Source organism: Dyadobacter ginsengisoli DSM 21015, from assembly GCF_059568735.1.
This window is the reverse complement of sequence record NZ_JCANTY010000002.1, coordinates 58,699-78,392: the sequence shown is the minus strand read 5'-3', so window position 1 is coordinate 78,392 and position 19,694 is coordinate 58,699. Positions and strand designations below refer to the sequence as shown.

General features: G+C 50.7%; 10 protein-coding genes. 1 reads left to right on the top strand and 9 read right to left on the bottom strand.

What is annotated here, in order from left to right; all coding sequences use genetic code 11:
- Positions 1 to 176 precede the first annotated feature (176 nt).
- Together BP71_RS06735 and BP71_RS06730 are read right to left on the bottom strand one after the other, a co-directional pair.
- Positions 177 to 2,522 carry a TonB-dependent siderophore receptor gene (locus BP71_RS06735; RefSeq protein WP_496377799.1) on the bottom strand — a complete coding sequence of 782 codons (2,346 nt, stop codon included), beginning with the start codon at positions 2,520 to 2,522 and terminating at the stop codon, positions 177 to 179.
- An 11-nt stretch (positions 2,523 to 2,533) separates the two neighbouring features.
- Positions 2,534 to 4,900 (bottom strand): TonB-dependent siderophore receptor, encoded by a 2,367-nt coding sequence (locus tag BP71_RS06730; RefSeq protein ID WP_496377798.1) that lies wholly within the window; start codon positions 4,898 to 4,900, stop codon positions 2,534 to 2,536.
- Between the two features lie 235 nt (positions 4,901 to 5,135).
- On the opposite strand from BP71_RS06730, the gene BP71_RS06725 reads away from it, so the two are divergent.
- Positions 5,136 to 5,780, top strand: coding sequence for a hypothetical protein (locus BP71_RS06725; protein ID WP_496377797.1), 645 nt, complete (start codon positions 5,136 to 5,138; stop codon positions 5,778 to 5,780).
- A gap of 162 nt (positions 5,781 to 5,942) precedes the next feature.
- Here the strand turns inward: BP71_RS06725 and BP71_RS06720 are convergent, their stop codons facing one another.
- The 7 genes from BP71_RS06720 to BP71_RS06690 all read right to left on the bottom strand — a co-directional run bounded on the left by BP71_RS06720 (position 5,943) and on the right by BP71_RS06690 (position 19,688).
- Entirely contained in the window at positions 5,943 to 6,263 is a 321-nt protein-coding gene (locus tag BP71_RS06720) for a hypothetical protein (RefSeq protein WP_496377796.1), read from the bottom strand.
- 32 nt (positions 6,264 to 6,295) lie between these two features.
- Positions 6,296 to 8,185 carry a heparinase II/III domain-containing protein gene (locus BP71_RS06715; protein WP_496377795.1) on the bottom strand — a complete coding sequence of 630 codons (1,890 nt, stop codon included), beginning with the start codon at positions 8,183 to 8,185 and terminating at the stop codon, positions 6,296 to 6,298.
- A gap of 70 nt (positions 8,186 to 8,255) precedes the next feature.
- Positions 8,256 to 10,031 carry a RagB/SusD family nutrient uptake outer membrane protein gene (locus BP71_RS06710; protein WP_496377794.1) on the bottom strand — a complete coding sequence of 592 codons (1,776 nt, stop codon included), beginning with the start codon at positions 10,029 to 10,031 and terminating at the stop codon, positions 8,256 to 8,258.
- 49 nt (positions 10,032 to 10,080) lie between these two features.
- Positions 10,081 to 13,299, bottom strand: coding sequence for a SusC/RagA family TonB-linked outer membrane protein (locus BP71_RS06705; protein WP_496377793.1), 3,219 nt, complete (start codon positions 13,297 to 13,299; stop codon positions 10,081 to 10,083).
- Between the two features lie 1,203 nt (positions 13,300 to 14,502).
- On the bottom strand, positions 14,503 to 15,063 hold the full coding sequence (locus BP71_RS06700) for an RNA polymerase sigma-70 factor (protein ID WP_496377792.1): 561 nt from the start codon (positions 15,061 to 15,063) through the stop codon (positions 14,503 to 14,505).
- A gap of 102 nt (positions 15,064 to 15,165) precedes the next feature.
- A complete protein-coding gene (locus tag BP71_RS06695) occupies positions 15,166 to 18,132 on the bottom strand; it encodes an amidohydrolase family protein (protein ID WP_496377791.1) in 2,967 nt (988 codons plus the stop codon).
- 41 nt (positions 18,133 to 18,173) lie between these two features.
- Complete coding sequence (locus BP71_RS06690) at positions 18,174 to 19,688, bottom strand: M20/M25/M40 family metallo-hydrolase (protein WP_496377790.1); 1,515 nt, start codon at positions 19,686 to 19,688, stop codon at positions 18,174 to 18,176.
- Positions 19,689 to 19,694: the final 6 nt, after the last annotated feature.

Below are 19,694 nucleotides of genomic sequence, written 5' to 3'. Positions count from 1 at the left end.
AAATCTGCGGCTATCGAGGAACTTCTCCATAGCGGCTTGTGGTAGACTATGTCTTTGATATCCTGCTCAAAAATATAGATGCATCCGGTGAGGCTCAATATAAACACCACAGGCCCGGACAAAAGTCCGAGTCTGAGATATATGAAGCCAATGATCTTTTTGGCACTCGAAGGATTTTAGAATTTAAATGAAATATTCGCTAACAACTGCCTTGGCGACTGTGGGTCGAAGTTCATTCCCCAGTATTTCCGATTGGTCAGGTTGTTCATTTTAAGACCGAAACGGTAACGCGGCTGATCGTAGAAAAGCGTGGCATCCCAGCGAGTGTACGAAGGTATAGTCAGCGCACCCAATTCATTGTTTTCGTAAATCGCGCTCAGGCGGTTTCCTCCCAATCCAATCCCCAGACCTTTCAGCTGCGAGGATAGCAGCCGGTAGCTGACCCACCAGTTGGCCGCATGTTTCGGAAATCCGTATTTCAGCCCCTCGTTGGCGGCAGTTGATTTTTTGTATTCCAGTTCATTGTAGCCATAACCTAATACCACGTTCAATCCATTGACCGGGCTGAGCGTAATATCAGCCTCAATACCCCTGCTCACACTCGAACCATCCTGAACGGAAAACGCAGTATTGGTAGGGTTGGGGCGGATTACATTGGTGATATCGATGTTATAATAACTCACAGAACCGACGATCCGGTTGTTCCATGAATTCAGTTTCGTCCCTACTTCCCACTGGTTTCCGAACTGCGGTTTGGGCGTGAAAATGGATTGGTCCGGCTGAGTGATCGGCGCGATGTTCTGGAAGCCGTTCATGTAGTTGGCGAAAATCGCAACCTTGTCCTTCACAGGCTGGTACACCAGACCGAATTTCGGAGAAACTGCAGTCTGCTCATAGCTCCCGGTACTTTCGCCGCCGTTTGTGGCAGTTCCTTTATTGTTGAAATGGTCCACGCGCAAGCTGACCATAGCCATCAGTTTGTCGGTAATGTTGATCACGTCAGAGAAATAGGCGCTGAGTGTCTGTTGTTTTGATTCTGTAATGTTGACCGAACCGATACGTGCTACCAGTTCGTCGATCCGGGCAAGCGACATCGGTTTAATGGACCGCCTTACGTTGACCGTATCGTAGGTGATCGTGCCGTACGCCTGGTTTTTGTTGATCAGGCCGTACACATCCACGCCGGCGACAATGCGATTTCTGAGATTGCCGACTGTAAAATCGCCTGTGAAGTATTGTTGAAATTGGGTGGACGTACTGAAACTGTTACGACCGGAGGAAAGCCTGCGGACAACCGTAGAGTCGCTTGTCCAGACTGCCGGATAAAAGTAATTTACGTTATCATAGCGCACGTTGCCAATCGCATACTGGGTTGTGGAAGTCCAGTTTTTTGAAATTTTGTATTGTGCCTGGATGTACGCGTTGGACGTTCCCATTTGCAACAGCGGATCATTGCTGTTGATCGACTGGCGGTAGCCGAGCGGCATGTCTTTGATATTTTTGAAGGTCACGTTGGCAAATGAGTTTGCCGGCATCGTGCTGCGCTGCGTCCGGTAAAACTCAGTTTCAAAAAGCAGGGTAAGCCGATCGCTCGCTTTGTAGCTCAGGCTTGGCGCCACAGTTACAGCCCGCGCCATTCCGAATGCCTGAAATGAATTTTCGCGGTGCCCGGCCGCATTGACGCGGAAAAGCAATGTCTTATCGTCATTAACCGGAGTGTTTACGTCCACCGTGACCCTGTTCAATCCCCAGCTGCCGGTAGAGTAACCAATCTCGCCCGCCGCCTTTTCAAAAGGTTTTTTGGTAACCAGATTGGTAAAACCGCCGAAAGAGATCAGGCTCGATCCGAACAATGTTCCCGACGGTCCTTTGATCGCCTCCACGCGCTCCACGTTTACCGGATCAATTCCCGCGCTGAGCTGCGCTGCCATGCCATTTCTGATCTGGCTGGTGACCCAGGAACCGCGCATCACCATATAAGTAATTCCATTATTCACACCACCGAAAGAAACCGTCGCGCCGGGTACGTTCCTGAGCAGGTTTTTGTAATCGACCGCGATCTGTTCGACCGCAAGCTCTTTGGTTACCACATTGTACACCTGCGGATTTTCAAGGTTTTTCAAAGGGAGCCGGGCTACATACGGAGTTTCTTTTTGCCCGAACTTATTGATGTTGCCGGTAACGGTCACCTCCGACAATGTTTTTGCATTCTCCTTCAACCGGATAGTTTCGACGGTCAGGGTTTTTTCGTCATTGGTTTCAATGTCCAGCTCGGCGGGTTCAAATCCCACGATGCTCACTACCACAATGTGCCTTCCGGCAGGTACGTTGCGGAGCTGGTAGTCGCCGTTTTCATCGGTTACTGTCCCGAATTTGGTGTTTTTGATCTGTACCGTCACAAATGCGCCGGGCTGACCGTCGCTGGTGATAATATGACCTTTGATATGCGATTTGGCTGTTTGCTGTGCCGTCAGATTATTGATACAAAGTAATAATACGAGTAGGGAGAGCAAGTATTTCATATGGGGAATGTTTAAAATTTAACGGTTACACTGGCTGAGATACGTCTCGGAGTCTGCGGCTGCAGAGAAGTGTTCCAGTATCTTTCATTGTTGAGATTGTCCACTTTGAGCCCGATGCGATAGCCCGGCTGGTCGAAGAATACAGTCGCATCCAGCACGGTGTAAGCCGGAATTGTGAATTCGCGGGACGTATTGTTGATCACAAACTGTTCACCGCTGTAATTGAATCCGACGCCTAATCCCAGGCCCTTGGCTGCGCCCGAAATGACGCGGTAACTTGCCCAGGCATTGGCTGTATTTTCAGCGCCCGAGTTGGTCGGGCGGCGTCCATTTACATTTTCGTTGGCTTTCACCAGTTTGCTCGCATTGTATGCGTAACCGGCCAGAATGTTCAATCCGTTAACGGGATTGATAATTAGTTCAAAATCAACGCCCTTGCTCGTCTGGTTGCCGTCCTGGATCTGAAAGCGGTTTCCATTAACGGGCTCACGTTCCATGTCACTGCGCACCTGGTTCACCACCCTGATATCGTAGTAACTAATGGTGGCGCTGATTTTGTTATCCAGCACATCCAGCTTCACACCTGCTTCCGTCTGATTGGCAAACTGAGGCTCGAAATTGGAAACGCTTCCATCAGGCTGGTTTACGGGTGCCACGAACTGGTACCCGTTCATATAGTTGGCAAAAACGGCAATCTTCTCTTTGACAGGCTGATATACCACACCGAATTTCGGAGACAATGCGGTTTGCTTGTATAGTCCGGTGGTGGCATTGGAGGAATAGCTGTAAGAACCTTTGTTGTCAAACCGGTCGACCCGAAGGCTGAGCATCACCAGCAGGTTTTCGGCCAGATTGAAAACATCCGAAACATAAGCGCCGAGGTAGTTGTATTTTGATGCACTTCCACTGTTAAGGCTTACCGCAGCGACTTTGTTTTTGATCTCGTTGATGCTGATCGCCGCGTACCGTTTGTCGGGATTGACAAAATTGACCGTGTCGTAAACAGCACCGCGCGTGTTGGGAAAATCGAAATTCACCGAGCTGTAATCCAAACCGGCCACGATGCGGTTGCGGTGGTTGGCAATTTTGAAATCACCGATAAAATTCTGTTGAACCTGTGTGGCGACCTGGCGGGTAAACTGGTCCCAGATATTGCGGGTCACTGTGGAATCCGTGATCGTATTCAGCGTCATCGCGGGAAATTCAAATTCCACCAGGCTGGTGCCGATATTGGTCTGAGACGTCCACTGGCTGCTTATTTTATAATTGATCTGCGAATACAGATTCTGTGTCCGGGTTGAGGCGATGATCGAATTGTTGGTGAATGACTGCTTGTACCCGATTTTCAGCTGGTCGATGCTGGACGCTTTTACATGGGTGGAGGCGATGGTATTGCCATAAATGTTGGTGCCTTTTCTGCCGTAAAGTTCAGCATCAAAAAGTATCGACAATCGGTCGTTCACTTGGATGGATAGGCTGGGCGCTACCAGATAGGTTTTGGAAAATCCGGCATCCTGGAAGCTCTTTTCACCGTGAAGGGCCGTGTTCAGCCTTAATAAAACGGTTTTTTCATCGTTCAGTGGCGTGTTAATGTCTGCCGTGAGGCGGTTGAGATCCCACGATCCGGTTGTAAAAGACACCTGACCTTTGAAAACATCAAGTGGCTTTTTGGTCACCCGGTTGAAAAGTCCTCCGAAAGTAGACAAGCTTGCGCCGTAAAGGGTCCCCGACGGGCCTTTGATAGCTTCGATCCTTTCCAGGTTGGCGGGGTCGATTTCTGCAACCGAAGAGGTACCTACGCCATTCCTGGCTGCATTGCCTAGGTTAAAGCCACGGGTAACATTCATGTAACGCCCGTTACTGGAGTGCGCCACGCCTGCGTTGGCACCGGGAATATTCTTGAAGGCGCTTTTGTAATCCGTCACGATCTGCTCCTGCATGATCTCTTTGGAAACCACATTGTACACCTGCGGGTTTTCAATGTTTTTCAGGGGCAGCCGGGCGATATGCTCCGACTCTTTTTGTGCAAAACGGTTGGTGTTCCCTTTGATGAGCACCTCTTGCAGCAACTCGGCATTTTCCTTCAGTGAAATGGCCGGAACGGTCGTCTCGCCGCTTACTTCTATACGTTGCTCGGTCGCACTATAACCAATCAGCTGAATGTACAAAGTATAAGTGCCCGACGGCACTTTTTTGAAACGAAAATTACCCTTGCTATCGGTGATCGTGCCGATCTGTAAATCTTTAATGCCTACTGTTACAAACTCTGCCGGCTGTCCATCGGAAGTCAGGATCTTGCCCTTCAAACTTCCGTTTTGTGCCAGTGAGTGAGCTGCGGGCAGGATCATAAGGAAAAATATCAGGTATAATCTGCTCATTGTTAAGATGTGGAGTGGAAAATTGTTAAAATGTATTAATAATTAGACTAATTATAATTAACAAAGCTAGGCGTAGAAAACTGCCGATCAAAATTTCCGGGCAAGTATTATCAGGAAAATGGGGGGGCTTACAAAAGCGCTACCCACAATTTGTTAAAAGCGGCCGCTATACAATTGCCCGAAACATTATTTATGTATATTGTCGGCAATCAGTTAGAAAAATCATGTTGTAGAAATGAACGTAAAGAACGGATCGGTTTTTCTATTGGGTGCCTGTTTAGTCGTCGTGTGTAGCGTTTCGGGCAAAGCAAACTGGCCCTATCAGGGGGTTGCCATAGTTGCTGGCAACGCAATTTTGGCGGGTTCGCCGCAAAGTCCCGGAACCGGTTTTTGGGGAGACACGATCAACCTCACTAAACTTCCGGTAAGCACGAAAGAGCTGCCGGCATTTCCTTTGTTCAATCCGCCAGCCAATATTATCGCGTTGAACAAACCCATTTCCCGAGATTTCGACAGATTGTTCTTTCCCACAAAGGAAGGGCTGGTTTCCCTCGAAGGTAAGGTTTATAAGACATTTCTTACCAGTGTTTCAGGAAAGGAATGGTCGCTGCCGTACTTCGAAAAAAGCTATCGCGATCAGATCACTGCCGCAGGCGGAGTGCTCTTGTTTAACGGTAAAGTATCTGGCGCGGAACTGGACCGGATCAAGGACCAGGCGACCTATTTTGGTGAGGAGGGGTCCATCGACTACCCCAATAATCCCGTGCAAGTGTATGCGATCCGGAGAAAGGACGGCGATCATATCTTTATTCAGATGTCGGGCAATAGCGCAGGCGCAGCGATCCAGATATTGCAAATGGAAAAGTCGGCGGAAAAGTAACGATGTTAAGCGTTGGCAATGCAGGTTTCGGCACAGTAACATTTTCAGCTGTTGCGACAGTGATTGTCATGTTTCGTGTGCCGGAACTGACGTGAGCGTTATTTGGACAATTGCCATTTACCCATCCGAGACATCCTTCGTTAATATTGGTTTTTTACGTACCTATTTTTGTGTTTTCGTTCGAGTATGCCGCTTCTGGGTCAATAAATCCATCCAGCCGGACCTTGCCATTCCTACCTCAAAAATCTCTTTCATGCGTGTATTGGTGTCGCCGGGGATAAAACGATGCGCCGGATCGGTGAAGACGAGCAGAAATCTGCGCATCAAATGCCAGGCTGCTATTCCATGGACTTCACTGGCACGCCCATGAAGGGATATGTCTTTGTTGATAGCCAAGGAATGACGACTAATCATGGCTTTAAGCAATGGGTCAAACTCTGTCTGGAATTTAACCCATTTGCCAAAGCCTCGCGAGGATAACAAATGCTTCTATTCGGTTTTTCCGCTTAAACGTCCTATTTTAAAGGCTTTACAGGCCATTCTGCCAGCGGTTTTCCCCCGGCAACGTTAGCTGACTCGGATAAGTAGGTGTTAAAGCTGTGTTGGCTGCCCGCAGTTAACACAGCTTCAAAACCTACGAAAACCGTTCCGGGATTAGGCGCGTCGTAATCATGCTGGGGTGTGGTAGGCCATGTCCTGATAGTGATCGGCGTTTGTGTATTAAAAATCAGGAGCATTTTTTTGCCATTCTGCGAAAGCTCCACCGTTTTTCCGTCAATAATCCGGACCTCGGCGGCGGTCAGCATGTTCCAGCGCATGATATGGTCGGCCGGACCGCAATCGATCTCGTCCCGGACCACCACATACCGCTGGTCGATGATGGCCAGTCCGCGTTTTATGCTCTTTACCTGGCCTTCGTATAGTTCGGATAAATTGGTTGTTACCATCATGTTTGGCCCTTCTCCGATGCCGCCGTCGATCCTGGCAAAACCTTTTGCATTGGTTAACTGACCGTCAAAAGTGATGACGTTATGCGCCAGATTGTTTAGCCGGAAAACCTGCCACCGCTGGGAGTCCTGTGACCGGTTCCATAAGTCAACCCCCTTGGATTCGAGCGAGTTGTAGTCCTGCATGCCGAAATCCATGGCCCAGCGCTCTCCCAGTGCGTCCACCACAAAAGACCCTACGTCCATATGCGCGTGGTTAACCGCCGGCGAACCTGCTTTAACACCCAGAAAGATCGCATCGGGCTTTTCCCAGGAGCTCCGCATGAGCGCAACCGGTGATGGCCCCTGACCGACCCAGAACTTTCGGGACGGCGCCTGCACGGCGGAAAGTTCTGTTTGCGCCCCCCAGATTAGCATCGCAGGCAGAATGCGGTTTTTGACCTCGCCTGTGCCTGGTGCAGACAACAACGCTTTCTGTCCCCATAGCAACGATGGGTCCTGTGTTTTTTGCGCGAACCAGAACAGGGCAGGGGTAAGGCCTTCCCTCAGGCCGCTGTCGCCCCAGTTGTGTGCCAGGCCGGTAGGCCCCACCAGATGCTGCATGAATGAACCGGTTTTTAAAAATCCCTCAGATCCGGAAAGCCCGAAGTCAGTACCCAGTGCCTTTTGCAATGCACTGATCAGTAATACGTTGAAGCTGGTTCCGTATCCCCAGTAGCTGAAACCTTCGGGATAGGCGCCGTCGGGTTTGTAGGAGGGCAACATGGCTTTGGGTACTGTTTCTACGGCCCGTTTTATGATGAGTTCTGCGAGTGCGGGCTCGTGCTCGGCGATCGCCAGCGCACCGAAGGTTATCCCTGCATTGCACACCTGATTCCAGTTGTGCTCTGCCGACAGGAACCAATTGTATTGCTTATCCTGTGACGGTCCAATGCCCTTTGTGAGTATAGCCTGCCGGAGACGGCCGCGTGTTTGCTCGCTCAGGCTATCAAATAGCCAGTCGTAACCGATGGCCACGGCCATTGTCATTTCGGCCACATCCAGGAAATGTGACGGATTCCAGTCCTCAAACGCTGCCACTGCGAGCAACTCCTTTTCCGCCCTGACGAGGTACTTTTGCTCGTCGGTCGTGCGGTAGGCGTAGGAAAGCATAAAAACCCGCCGAAGGCATTCCCGGGATTTGTCCAGTAGGCGTTTCCCGATCTTGATGCTTTCGACCGGAGCGGTCTCCAGTATTTGGTCGCATTCGTCGATGATCAGCTTGTGCAGGGCCTGCCATTGCGGGTATTTGCGGATTTGTGCCAGTAGGGCATCTTCCTCGCCTTTCAAAAGCAAAAGCCGGGGATGGTCTTGCATGGGGCCTTGAACGACCTGCCCGCTGCCCGGGGCGGGTTGGGCGGAAACCCAATCCGAAATGAATAGTTGCAGGGTAATCAGTACTAACAGTGCTTTTTTCATATCCATGTATTAATTTGATGATCATCCGACCAGAATTTGGACCGGTCGGATGATACTGATGCCAGTATTCTTACTCCCAACCAGGATTCTGCTTGATTTTGGGATTCTGTGCAAGCGTGTTCAGGGGAATGGGCCACAGATAGTGTTTCTTTTCATCGAAAACGGGTATCTCATAGTCGGTACCTTTATAAACAGCGATATATTCCCTGCCTGAAACGGGATCCGTTGCCGATTTCATAGTGGTGCCGGCAAAGCGTTTTTTCGCTGCGTCGTTCCAGCGGACACCCATGGCGGGTATTTCCAATTTTTTGCCCTGCTTCCACCGGATCAGATCGGCATACCGTTGCCCTTCCATGAATAACTCGATTCGCCGTTCGCGTCTGATTTCCGCAATGATCGGTGAGACACCATCTTTGCTGTAACGCGGGTCAACCGGGACCTTGGACAGCAACAGGTGCGGCATGCCTACGCGGTCGCGGAGTTTGTTGATAGTCTTATCGATGTCTCCCTGGCTGATCGCTCCCAGTTCTGCCTTTGCTTCTGCGTAAATAAGCAGTGCTTCCCCCAGGCGAAGGGTAATAGCGGGTGACTCGCCCGTATTATAGGCCTTGCCAATCATATCATCAGCATTATAGTGTTTGATAATATGGTAACCGGTCGTCGTTTTGAAGCCTCCGCCCGGCATTCCTTCCAGCATGGGGTACGCACGGCCATCGGCCAGGTGGTATTTGTACAGGCCTGTGTCCTCCGGGTGGAGTATGGTTTGCCGCAGACGCGGATCCCGATTTTCGAAGGTGCTTTCAATCGTTTCGTCACCTTTGTAAAGAGGCGATAATGTGATCGGCAGCCCGTCGGTGCATAAATAGTCCTCCACCAGACTTTTGGTTGCGCCACCGGTATAGCTAAAATAGGATTGGACGTGGTTGTTAATGACCCCTGTTTTGTACTTCCTCCAATATATCACCTCCGAATTTCCACTAAGGTCAAGTATCCGGTGATAAGCGTTGTAGTCGCTCTGCGGCTTACCGGTGCTGTAAATGCGGTAAGGGCCGGCGTCCATCAGTTCCGCTGCTGCCTTGGCAGCTTCTTCGAGCCACATTTTAGAGTTGCCAGCTCCATGGTACTTGTTGAAGGTGCCTTCGTAGAGGCATACACGCGCTTTCACAAGGAGTGCGCCCCAGCGGTTGATCCTGCCGGGTGCATTGCCATCTCCCCAACTGTTGGGAAGCTTCTCACTCGCGAAGTTAAGGTCTTCGAGCACTTTTTGCATGGCTTCTGCGCGCGGAGTGCGGGCGGCATAAAGTTCTTCCGAATCCACCGTAAGCTCCTTCTCCACGTAAGGAACATCGCCGAACTTCTGCGCTTTATCGGCATAGAACCATCCTCTGAAAAGGCGGGCCTCTGCGATGTATTTGTCTTTGACCGCCTGGCTGACTTTCGCGCGATCATAATTAGCCAAACCTACATTGATAGCCCTTACAAAGTCCCACCCCTGATAGCCGAACCAATCGGGGCTCGAAGGCACATTGTATTTCCCGGCCCGTATCTGCTGGAAAAAATTATGTCTCGGTTCGCGGGGGGCCATATTGTCTGACAGTTCGTCGAGCGACCATATGTTGCCGAAATGGCTGTCGAAACCCTCGGTATGCCCCATCATGATGGGAATCTTCCAGTCGTTGCGTGCAATATTGTACAAACTGTTATTGTATACGGCCAGATCGTTCTCGGTATTCCAGTAGGTGGCATTGGTAATTTTATCGATCGGATTCCGGTCAAGAAATTCATCGTTACACGCCGCCAGCAGCAGGACGATAGCCATTATGGATTTTAAGAATATGTTTTTCATACGATTTTGATTTTTCGATCAGAATGATTGTGTGAGCCTGCGGATCTGGTTAAAAGGATACATTAATGCCGAGTGTCCCGATACGCTGCATGGGATATTCGATCGTCGGGGTCCGGATGGTTTCAGGATCGAGGGGTTTGCGGATCTTCGTGAATTCGAAAAGATTCATTCCCGACACGAATACCTGCGCCCGGGAAATTCCGATCTTTTCCGTCAGGTTATAAGGCAATGTGTAACTAAGCATGATATTCTTCGCACGCAGGTAGGAAGCATTCTGAACATATCTCGATTGCGGCAAAATGTTCTTTTTATCGCTCGTGGAGATGTGCGGTGCGGCGAAATAGGCGTCCCGGTTCGTCTCGGACCAGGTGTCGGTAATGTAATATTTTTCGACGTGTCCCGCGTTGAATGGGTAAAACCAGTTCCAGTTTCCGTTATTGGGCAGGTAATCTGCTTTTCCGATACCCTGGAAAAATGCCGTAAAGCGTAATCCTTTGTAACCGATGCTTGCATTGATCCCATAGGTGTAACGCGGGGAAGAGTTGCCTATGATCCTGGAATCGCCCGGGTTTTCGAGGGTATTATTGCCTGGACTGATAATGCCATCACCATTCAAATCGGCGTATTGAATATCCCCCGCACGCCAGTTGTTGCCCAGTCTCGACTGATTGGGCGCAGCTGCAACCGCGTCGGCCGTTTGAAATATCCCGACCGTTTGATACCCCCATATTTCGCCCAGCTTTTGGCCTTCGTAGTAAATCCCGTTGCCTTCATTGGGCAGTGCGCCCGACGGGTTCCGGAACTTTGTGATAGTCGCGCTGGCATCGGATAGGGCAAGCGTGATGTCGTAGTTCCAGTCGGTTTTTATTTTATCCCGCCACGTCAAAGACAATTCCCAGCCTTTGGTACGAAGGTCAGCTGCGTTTTCCTGGGGAGCGGTTGTGCCCAGGATGTCCGGATAGGCCACGTTCATCAGCATTTTCTTTGTATCGCGGGTGTAGATGTCGAGTGACATGTCGAGCCTGCTTCTCAGAATCGTCAAATCCAGGCCGATGTTTTTGGAGGTGACCGACTCCCATGTCAGTGTCGGGGTCACCAGCCCGGCTGCTGAAACATAGGGGATCAGGGAGCCTGTAAAGATGTAAGGAGCCTGTCCGGAGCCCATCGTCGATACGGAAGGATAATAGATCTGGGCACCGGTGCTCCGGTTCTGAATGATCTGGTTTCCGAGCGTACCGAAAGAGCCTCTCAATTTGAGATTGTCGAGCCAGCCATTGGTCCCGGTCATGAATTTTTCGTTGCTAAGCCTCCATCCCGCCGAGAAAGAGGGGAAAAAGCCGAACCGGCTTTGCTTGGGAAAGCGGGAGGTGCCGTCGTAGCGGCCGTTGAATTCGAGCAGGTAACGGTCGCCATAATTATAGGCTACCCGGTAGAACACACCACGGAGTGCCACCTGTGACCGGCCGCCGAGCGTCTGCTGCGTGCCCGTGGTGGTACTCAGATCAGGGACCTGCGGTGTAATGAGCGATCGTGCCTGTGCCGTGGAAGACTGATAGTTACCCATTTCCTGATTATAACCTATCAGCGCCATCAACTGATGTTTGCCCAGGTTTTGAAAAGTATATTCCGCAAAAGTATTGAGTACATAATACCGGTTGTAATCGTTGACATTCTTGATCCAGTCGTCGCCGCTAAAACCGTAACTGATCGGATTGGCTTCTTTCAAGTCCTGTGAGACGATTTCCACCTTGCTCTGGACATCCTGGTAAATGTTGTTGTAGATATTGTAGGAGAAGTTTCCTGTAATCTTCAAACCGGGCAGTGGGGTGAGTTCTGCTCCCTGGGTTAGCCATAAATCGTTTTTGGTAAAGGTTTCCCGTCCGCCGTCGAGCAGGTAAGGAAAAAAGTTCGTCCCCCCGAAATACTTGCCGATCAAAGGGGCGTATTTGTCGTGGTCGCCGGGTGTCATATAATAGGGGAGGTCAGGAAACTGTATGGCTTGTAATGGACTCACCCTCGCTAGGGAATTAATGTTAACGTCCCAGTTGTAAAAGTGAGGTTTATCGCTGTTCTGTGAATTGAAAACAACCTTTTCTGACAAGTTGAGCCATTTATTGACCTGGAAATCGGCTTTCATCAGGACATTGTAGCGCTTGAACTTCTCGTTGTTATAGCGCAGGTAACCATCCTTGCTGTACCGGCCGAACGAAACGAAAAATTTGGACTTGTCACCACCTCCCGAAATCGACAGATCCTGCTGGTTCGCGGGAGCGTAGTCGGTCATGATCTTTTCCTGGTAGCGGTTGTAGCCGTAGTACTGCAGCGCTCCGTCTACCACCCCCCATTCGTTGGCCGGAATGGGGTTTTCCGAGTATTTTTTGACGGCCGTTACGAACTGGTCGTTGTAGCTTGGAGCACCCAGGGTTCTGATATTGGCTGCATTGCGTGCCAGAACGAACTGATAGGGGTCGGTGACCACGTCCATATTGAAAATGGGTTTAGCCATCGAAAACTGGGTGCCAAAGTTCACCTGCACTTTCCCTGGCTTACCACTTTTGGTGGTGACAAGCACTACGCCGAATGCTGCGCGCGCCCCATATATAGCCGCGGCCGAAGCATCTTTCAGCACGCTGATGCTCTCGATGTCGTTGGGGTTGATCCGGTTGATATCCATCGGGACATTGTCTACCAGGATCAGGGGAGCCCCTCCGTTGATTGACTCATAACCTCTGATATTAAATGCCGGCGACTGGGCGGGGTCGCCATTGCGGACAGTAATGTTCAAATTGGGTATAACCCCCTGAAGTCCCTCGCCGGTGTTGGCAATGGGGCGGTTTTCGATACGCTTGGCGTCCGCAACGCCAACAGCTCCGGTGACGTTCACCTTTTGCTGGGTCCCGTAGCCTACCACCACCACCTCGGTCATTAAGCGGTCTTCGACGACCATGTTAACGGTGATGTTCGTACGTTTGGCGACAGCCATTTCCTGGGTAGCATATCCGACAAAGCTTAAAACCAGTATCGGGTTTTCTCCGGGAACCTCAAGTTGAAATTTCCCTTTTGTGTCGGTTGTGGTGCCGTTTGTTGTGCCCTTGACAACGACACTCACGCCCGGCAGGCCGGAACCGGATTCATCCAGCACCGTCCCGGAAACGGCCTGTCCTACGACGGATGCGCAAAAAACCATTGTGGCCACTAAGGCGCACGCCAGGGAAACAAGTCGTTTTTGCGCAGATTTGAACGATGGGTTAAGTTGTTTTTTCTTCATAAACTAATCGTTAGGTGTAGTTGAAAGAAAACTTGAAAAGTGGTAATCCTGACCTGGTTCAGGTCATAGCAAGATGAAACTCGCCGGATTGCTGGCGTATTTCATTCAGGCCCGGTACTGTGAGAGCGGATAAATATGAAGTACAAAGTATTTTACTACACTGTATATACTAATATTTTTTATTGAAAAAAGCCTAGTGCTGCTTTTCTGCGTTCCGTTGAAAATCACAAGAAAGCGATCAGGCAAATCTGTTTTTAAACCGGACCGATGTGATTACTGCTCTGTCGGAAACTACCAGCGTGCCTTTATTAAAACAAAAACCACTTTGCTTTTCAGACTACCTTCTACTATGCCAGTATTCCGGCTACAGGAATACTGTTACCCACGATACCGAATACCTTTTCCAAATCGTCGACTCCTAAGTCAATGGGTAGTTAATGCTGATGGATTTGTTCGTGATCTCGATGCTTGCAGCTCCGGTGGGCATGATTCGTGGCAGGCACGCAATGCCAGGCTGCTACGAATGCGATTTCTAACAAAACATTGCCATATTGGTGCTCAGCACCGTTAAGATTGGCCCCTCCAACCTACCTGTATGGGCGGATGTCGGGTTTCGATGATCCGGACTCTCGTGCCGGTACTCGGCAAGCCGATGCAGAATGCCGTAGGTACGTCGTTGCAAATCATTGGCCTAGAATACTCCGGCGGGGTTTGCAGGCGATCTGGGCTGTTTTGCTATCGACTTTTTTTGTGGCACTTTTTACGGCAGGCGCCGTTACCAGCGCCTGCCCGGTCAGGGACATAGGACCCTGATGACGGAAAGTTGCAAAAGAATAAAAATGGTTTTCGGACTCTGATGAGTGGGTAAAGGAGAAAGCCGAGTATACAATTGATGACCTTGAAGTATTTATTAAGGACTACAAACGCCCGAATGCAGTTTAGCTTTATATATTGCTACTTATACAACGCGACCATATCGGTGGGTTGAAATTATGACAGATCAAGGATCATTTACGTGATATCGTAGCCCACCAACTTGCCAGTAGGAAAAAAGATCCGGCTCGACAGCACTTCCAATCGACCTCACACCGGCTGCCGGTAAAGGGCTGTATAATCAGCTATTGATTTACGTGTCGGGTTTCAGGAAGATTTGTCCGGTGATGCAGCGGCGCCGGAATGTGGTTTCGGTAAGCGCCTATCCTGTTATCGGAGATAAACGATTAGTTCCTGACGAAGGAAGGCGATGGTCTTGGAAATATGTGCCTCGACCGTTTTAATTGAAACCCCCATTCTATCTGCTATTTTACTATAAGTCATGCCTCTTTCGCGATTCAGGTAATACACTTCCTGTGTTTTCGGGGGTAATTTGGCAAGTGCGGAATTATACAGGCCCCGGAGCTCGGTTTCGTCCATGCTTTCATTCAGGTTGTTGTCGGGCACCTCACAATCCTCCATTTCTTCGGTAAAGATCAAAATCGTTTTTCGCTTTTTCGCAAGCACACGGATCGCGTAGTTTCGCGCCATGACGATAAAATATGCCCGGAAATTGACGATTTCACTGTTTTGCAATTGCTGCCTGTTTTCCCAGAGCATCAGGAAAATCTCCTGGATCCAGTCCCTGACCAGCTCCGTATCATCCGAATAGCGCACCAGGATCCGGACCAGCGTTCCATAGTATTTGTCAAATAATATTTTGAATGCCTCTGTATCGTCCGCGGCGATCAGTCCTGAGAGCTGATCATCAGAAAATGTTGATTTATTCATATTTTTTATCGTTGAAATAAAATATATTCAAAATATTATTTTGATATTTTGGTAGTGATAAATATAATAAATTGCGATTCAAATATTTGACAATATAATGTTTTATTTCTGACTTGAAATTGCTTTTATATCCAGGTATTGCCCGTTTTTGACGACAGCCTTGACATTGAGCAGGTCCTTGATCCGCTTCAACGGATCGCCTTCCACGATAACGATGTCCGCGAGTTTACCTGCTTCGATAGTACCCAGGTCGTTGCCGGTGCCGGCTTCCTGAGCAGCCCGCAGGGTAGCTGCCTGCAAGGTTTCAAAGGGGGACAGGCCGGCCGCTACCCAGCTTTGGAGCTCGCCGTGATAGCTAAGCCCGGACGGAATGATCGGGGAGTCGGTTCCCGGCGTAAGCTTTGTCCCGTTCCGCATCAGTCTAACCATCGATTCTTCGATGTAGTGATAGTTTTTATTTGAACCTGCGGCCCTTGCGGTGGCCGATCTGAGTTCCTCTTTTTGCTTTTCCGTGTAAAATGCCCGGAACTGCCAGTGATCAAAAAAGGAACTGTCGTTCCGGATCAATGCATTCAGTCCGCCGTGAAGCGAAATGGTCGGTGTCATGTACATGCCCGATCGTGCCGCCAGTTCAATAACGTCCTGATAAGTCTTGTTCAGTGCGGTCAGCTTGGGAGAATAACCCCGTCGGCTGGTTGCACCGATATGTTCGACGCCGTCAACCCCGAGGGCGGCAGCCGGATAGATTTCATGCGACGCAACCGGCAAACCGTGCCTGTGCGCAAATTCGGTTACCCGCTTTTGAAGTATGTCCGGCAGGCCGACATAAGTTTTGAGCATATCGTATCCCAAAGTTACCGCCCGGTTCAGTTCCAGTTCCAGTTGCGCTCCCGCTATATTGCTCGTGTTGCGGTTGTAGTAAATGCGGTTGCCCTCCATATGCCCGCCGGTAAAAAACGTTCGCGGCCCCAGCCTTTTGCCGCTTTCCCAGGCTTCCTTTCTTTCCAATGCGTCGTAAGGGTCTGTTCCGGGCTCTCGGATGGAGGTGATGCCATACGCTAGCCATAATCTACCCCCTTTTTCTCCTAGCTGCGCGTTCTGATGCGTGTGCATTTCGAAAAGTCCGGGTACCAATGTTTGCCTCGAGGCGTCGATCACCTTCCCTTTCCGCCCCTTCTGATGGGGGACGATTGCTTTGATACGGTTTCGCTCGATGATGACATCTACGTTTCGCAGGTATGCTTCCGAAGTGCCGGTAAAAACCCGCCCGGCGTGGATGACCAGATTACCCTCGGGTCGGGAGGGTTTCCAGTTCAGATCCATATCAAGTGGTTCAATAGTCCCGTCGGCGACCGTCAGTTTTTTGAGTTTATCGGTAGCCAGGTATATGATGCAATGTGAGTCGGCCGTCCAGCTCGGGTTTTCTGCCAGCTCGCGGGTCAGCTGGCGGGGCGGGCCGGTCGTGTTCAGACGAGGATCGACTGGGACGGTCCATAGCACGTTGTCGAGAATATAGGCGACTGTCTTGCCGTCGGGTGAGATTACCGGGCCGTTTTTTCCACGGGTAGCCAGCGAGCGCCCGGGTTGCGGAGACACAAAACGGGCCTCTGAACCGTCGGTGGGAACAATCAGGAATTTGCTGAGTCCTTCCCTGAACCGGGCAGAATAAGGTTCAAGCGAGGACACGATCAGATGTCGGCCGTCCCTGGACCAGCTGGGCTGAGAGGCTTCGAAAAGCCCATCGTACAAGACTGCCGTTTCTTTTGACCGGATGTCGATCACGCTGAGGGTATGGCGGCTGTACGCCTTGGGGTCGGCCTGATAGAATGCGATCTTACTCCCGTCTGTCGACCAGCTGGGGAATTTCAGATTATCGGCGACGTCCAATAGACAGTTCTCCTTGCCAGTGTTTATTTCCCTGATCCAAAGATCCATATTGCCGTTGCGATCACTGGTGAATGCCAACCATTTGTCGTCGGCCGACCAGACAGGATCTATGTCGATGAAGACGTCGTTGGTGACCTGTACCGGCCTGGCCTTTCCGATTTCCAGGATCCAGATGTCGCCCAGGGCGGCAAAAGCGACGAATTTACCGTTGTTGGAGACTACCGGTCCACGGATACCCTGTACGGGTCTGGGCGCGGTTGCATCGAAGTCGCGCTTCCTGGGCGTGTAATGGTTGCGGGGCAGAGTGAATTCGGCGGTAAATGCGATCGTTTTTGCTTTGCTTTCCCCAGTTCTTCCATGTTTGATCTGCCCGTCGGCCGTATAGAGATAATCGGTTGGTGAAAGCCATGCTGTTTTGAAAGGAAATACATCTTCGGTCCCGGCTGAAAGGGTTTGCCAGTCGCCGCCACCCATTCCGACCATTTCAAGCTGGCTCGCCTGGGGCGTCAGGCTATTGAAAATGATGTGCTGCCCGTCGGGATGCCATACCGGTGAGGCCAGTTTCTCCTTGCTGTGGACCAACAGCCGGTGTTTCCCGCCCGCGTCCCGTATATAGATGCCCGCAGCCGCGCTACGCTCGGATACGTACGCAACGCTTTGCCCGTCCGCGCCGAAAGCCGGGAAGTAGTCACTTCCCGGATGATCCGTCAATTGCACCAGGCTGTCGTTTTTCAAAAAGATCTTCCATATGTCGTAGTTCCCCGAACGGTCCGACGAGAATGTGATGGAAGCCCCGTCCGGCGACCAGTGCGGTTCGCGGTCGTGATATTCGCCAAAAGTGACCTGTTCAAGACTGCTCCCGTCTCTATTGACCTTCCAAATATGAAAATTACCGTCGTGGTACGACTGAAATGCGATCTGAGTCCCATCCGGCGACCAGGTCGGCTGCCGGCAATCGCCGAGTGGGTCGGTGATGGTTTTCGCTTTGCCACCGGTCGCCGGCAATGTCCAGATAGTCCCCTGAAGGTCCATCGCGATCGTTTGTTTGTCTGGGGAGAGCGCGATGGCCATGTTGGTACCTTCGGCGACGGTGATTTTAAGGGAATCGCTGTCGGGCGCTGCCGACGCAGTCAACGTTAAATGCAAAATGCCCGCCAGCATCATTGGTGCGCAGACAGACATTAGTTTAGATATTGTGGAAGCAGTTTCCGGATAGCAAGTCATTAATCCACAGGAGTTGTTAAAATTGAAAAACAAGTTTTGATACCGGACCTGAGATTGCCCAGCCTAAGGTTTTCATTGGGGCTGTGCTGGTTGTTGTCCATATTCACAAGCGGTACGATCACCGCCGGCACGCCCAGTGTCTGGATAAACGGGACGACCGGCACCGATCCGCCCATGATCCTGATGATGACCGGGTCGGTTTGAAAGGCAGATTTCAGGGATTTTGTGAGCCATTTGCCAATGGGCGAATCGATTTCCGTCCGGAAAGCCGGCGAACCGCCGCCGCCGCTCATAAAAACCAGTTTGGGGTATCTGAGCCGTTCCTCTTTGGCAGGCACGTGGTCGAGGACCTGGTAGCCTAGTCCCTGAATATGCGTTTTGACCAGGTCCGTCATTCTTTTTCCATCGGTTTCGGGCACTAACCTGATGCCGAATTCAGCGATGGCTTCTTCGGGTATGATCGAACCACCGCCTTTTCCGACGACCGCTGCTTTCAGCCCGCGTATGTTCAGGGAAGGGAACTGCATCGATTCCTGGTAGTTTTTACCTACTTTTTCCTCCGCAGCGATTTGCAGCCTATCGTTGATGTCGGCCGTCACATCGGGTACGGCGGCCATAACTTTGATCGCTTTTTCATCGAAGGCAATGCCATCATAGAAACCGCTTATCAGGACCCTGCCTTGGTCGTCTTTCATCGATGCGATGATTTTGGATAGACTGAATGTGGGGTCCGGGGAATAGTTGCCGAAATGCCCGCTGTGCTGTTGGGTAATGGCGCCATAGGTAGTCAGTGAAAACCCCGTTCCGCCCCGGCAGCCAAAGGTAAGGGTGGGCAGATTAGAGGAATGCATCGGGCCATCCATAACGATCATATAATCGGCCGCAAAATCGGATTTGTAGGTGGCAAGTGCTCCTTTCAGGCCGGGAGAGCCTTTTTCCTCCTCGCAATCCAGAACCACTTTCAGGTTGAAGGGAGGCTTCCGGCCTTCCGAAGAGAGCATATCCATGGCCTGTAAAAACATAATGATGGGGCCCTTGTCATCGGACGTGGACCGCCCGAACAGCCTCCATTCGTCATCGATTTCTCCTTTCTGCAAAGCGGACCATTCGATCTGCCGGAACGAGCCTTGCCGATCTTTTTCTTTCAGTACAGTATGATAGGCATTTTCCTGAAACCATTCCGGCTGCCGGACAGCCTGTCCGTCGAGGTGGAAGTAAAAGAGCACGGTCCGGCTGTTGTCCGGAAAGTTTTTCTCTGCGAGAAAAAGCGGCATTTTGCCGGTTTTGAGCACCGAAGTTTTGAATCCTCTTTTGGTAAATGCCTTTTGGGACCATTCCAGGTTCTTATCGATATCTGCGGCGATCAATGCATCATTGGGGAGCAGCACAAAGTCTTTCAGTTCCTCGATGGCCGGCAGTATATGCCTGTTTACGAGCTGGTCTGTTTTTTGCGCAATGGTTTGCCAACTGATCAACAGGGAAAAGAATGCGAGCGACGCAGTTTTGAAATTCATACCCGG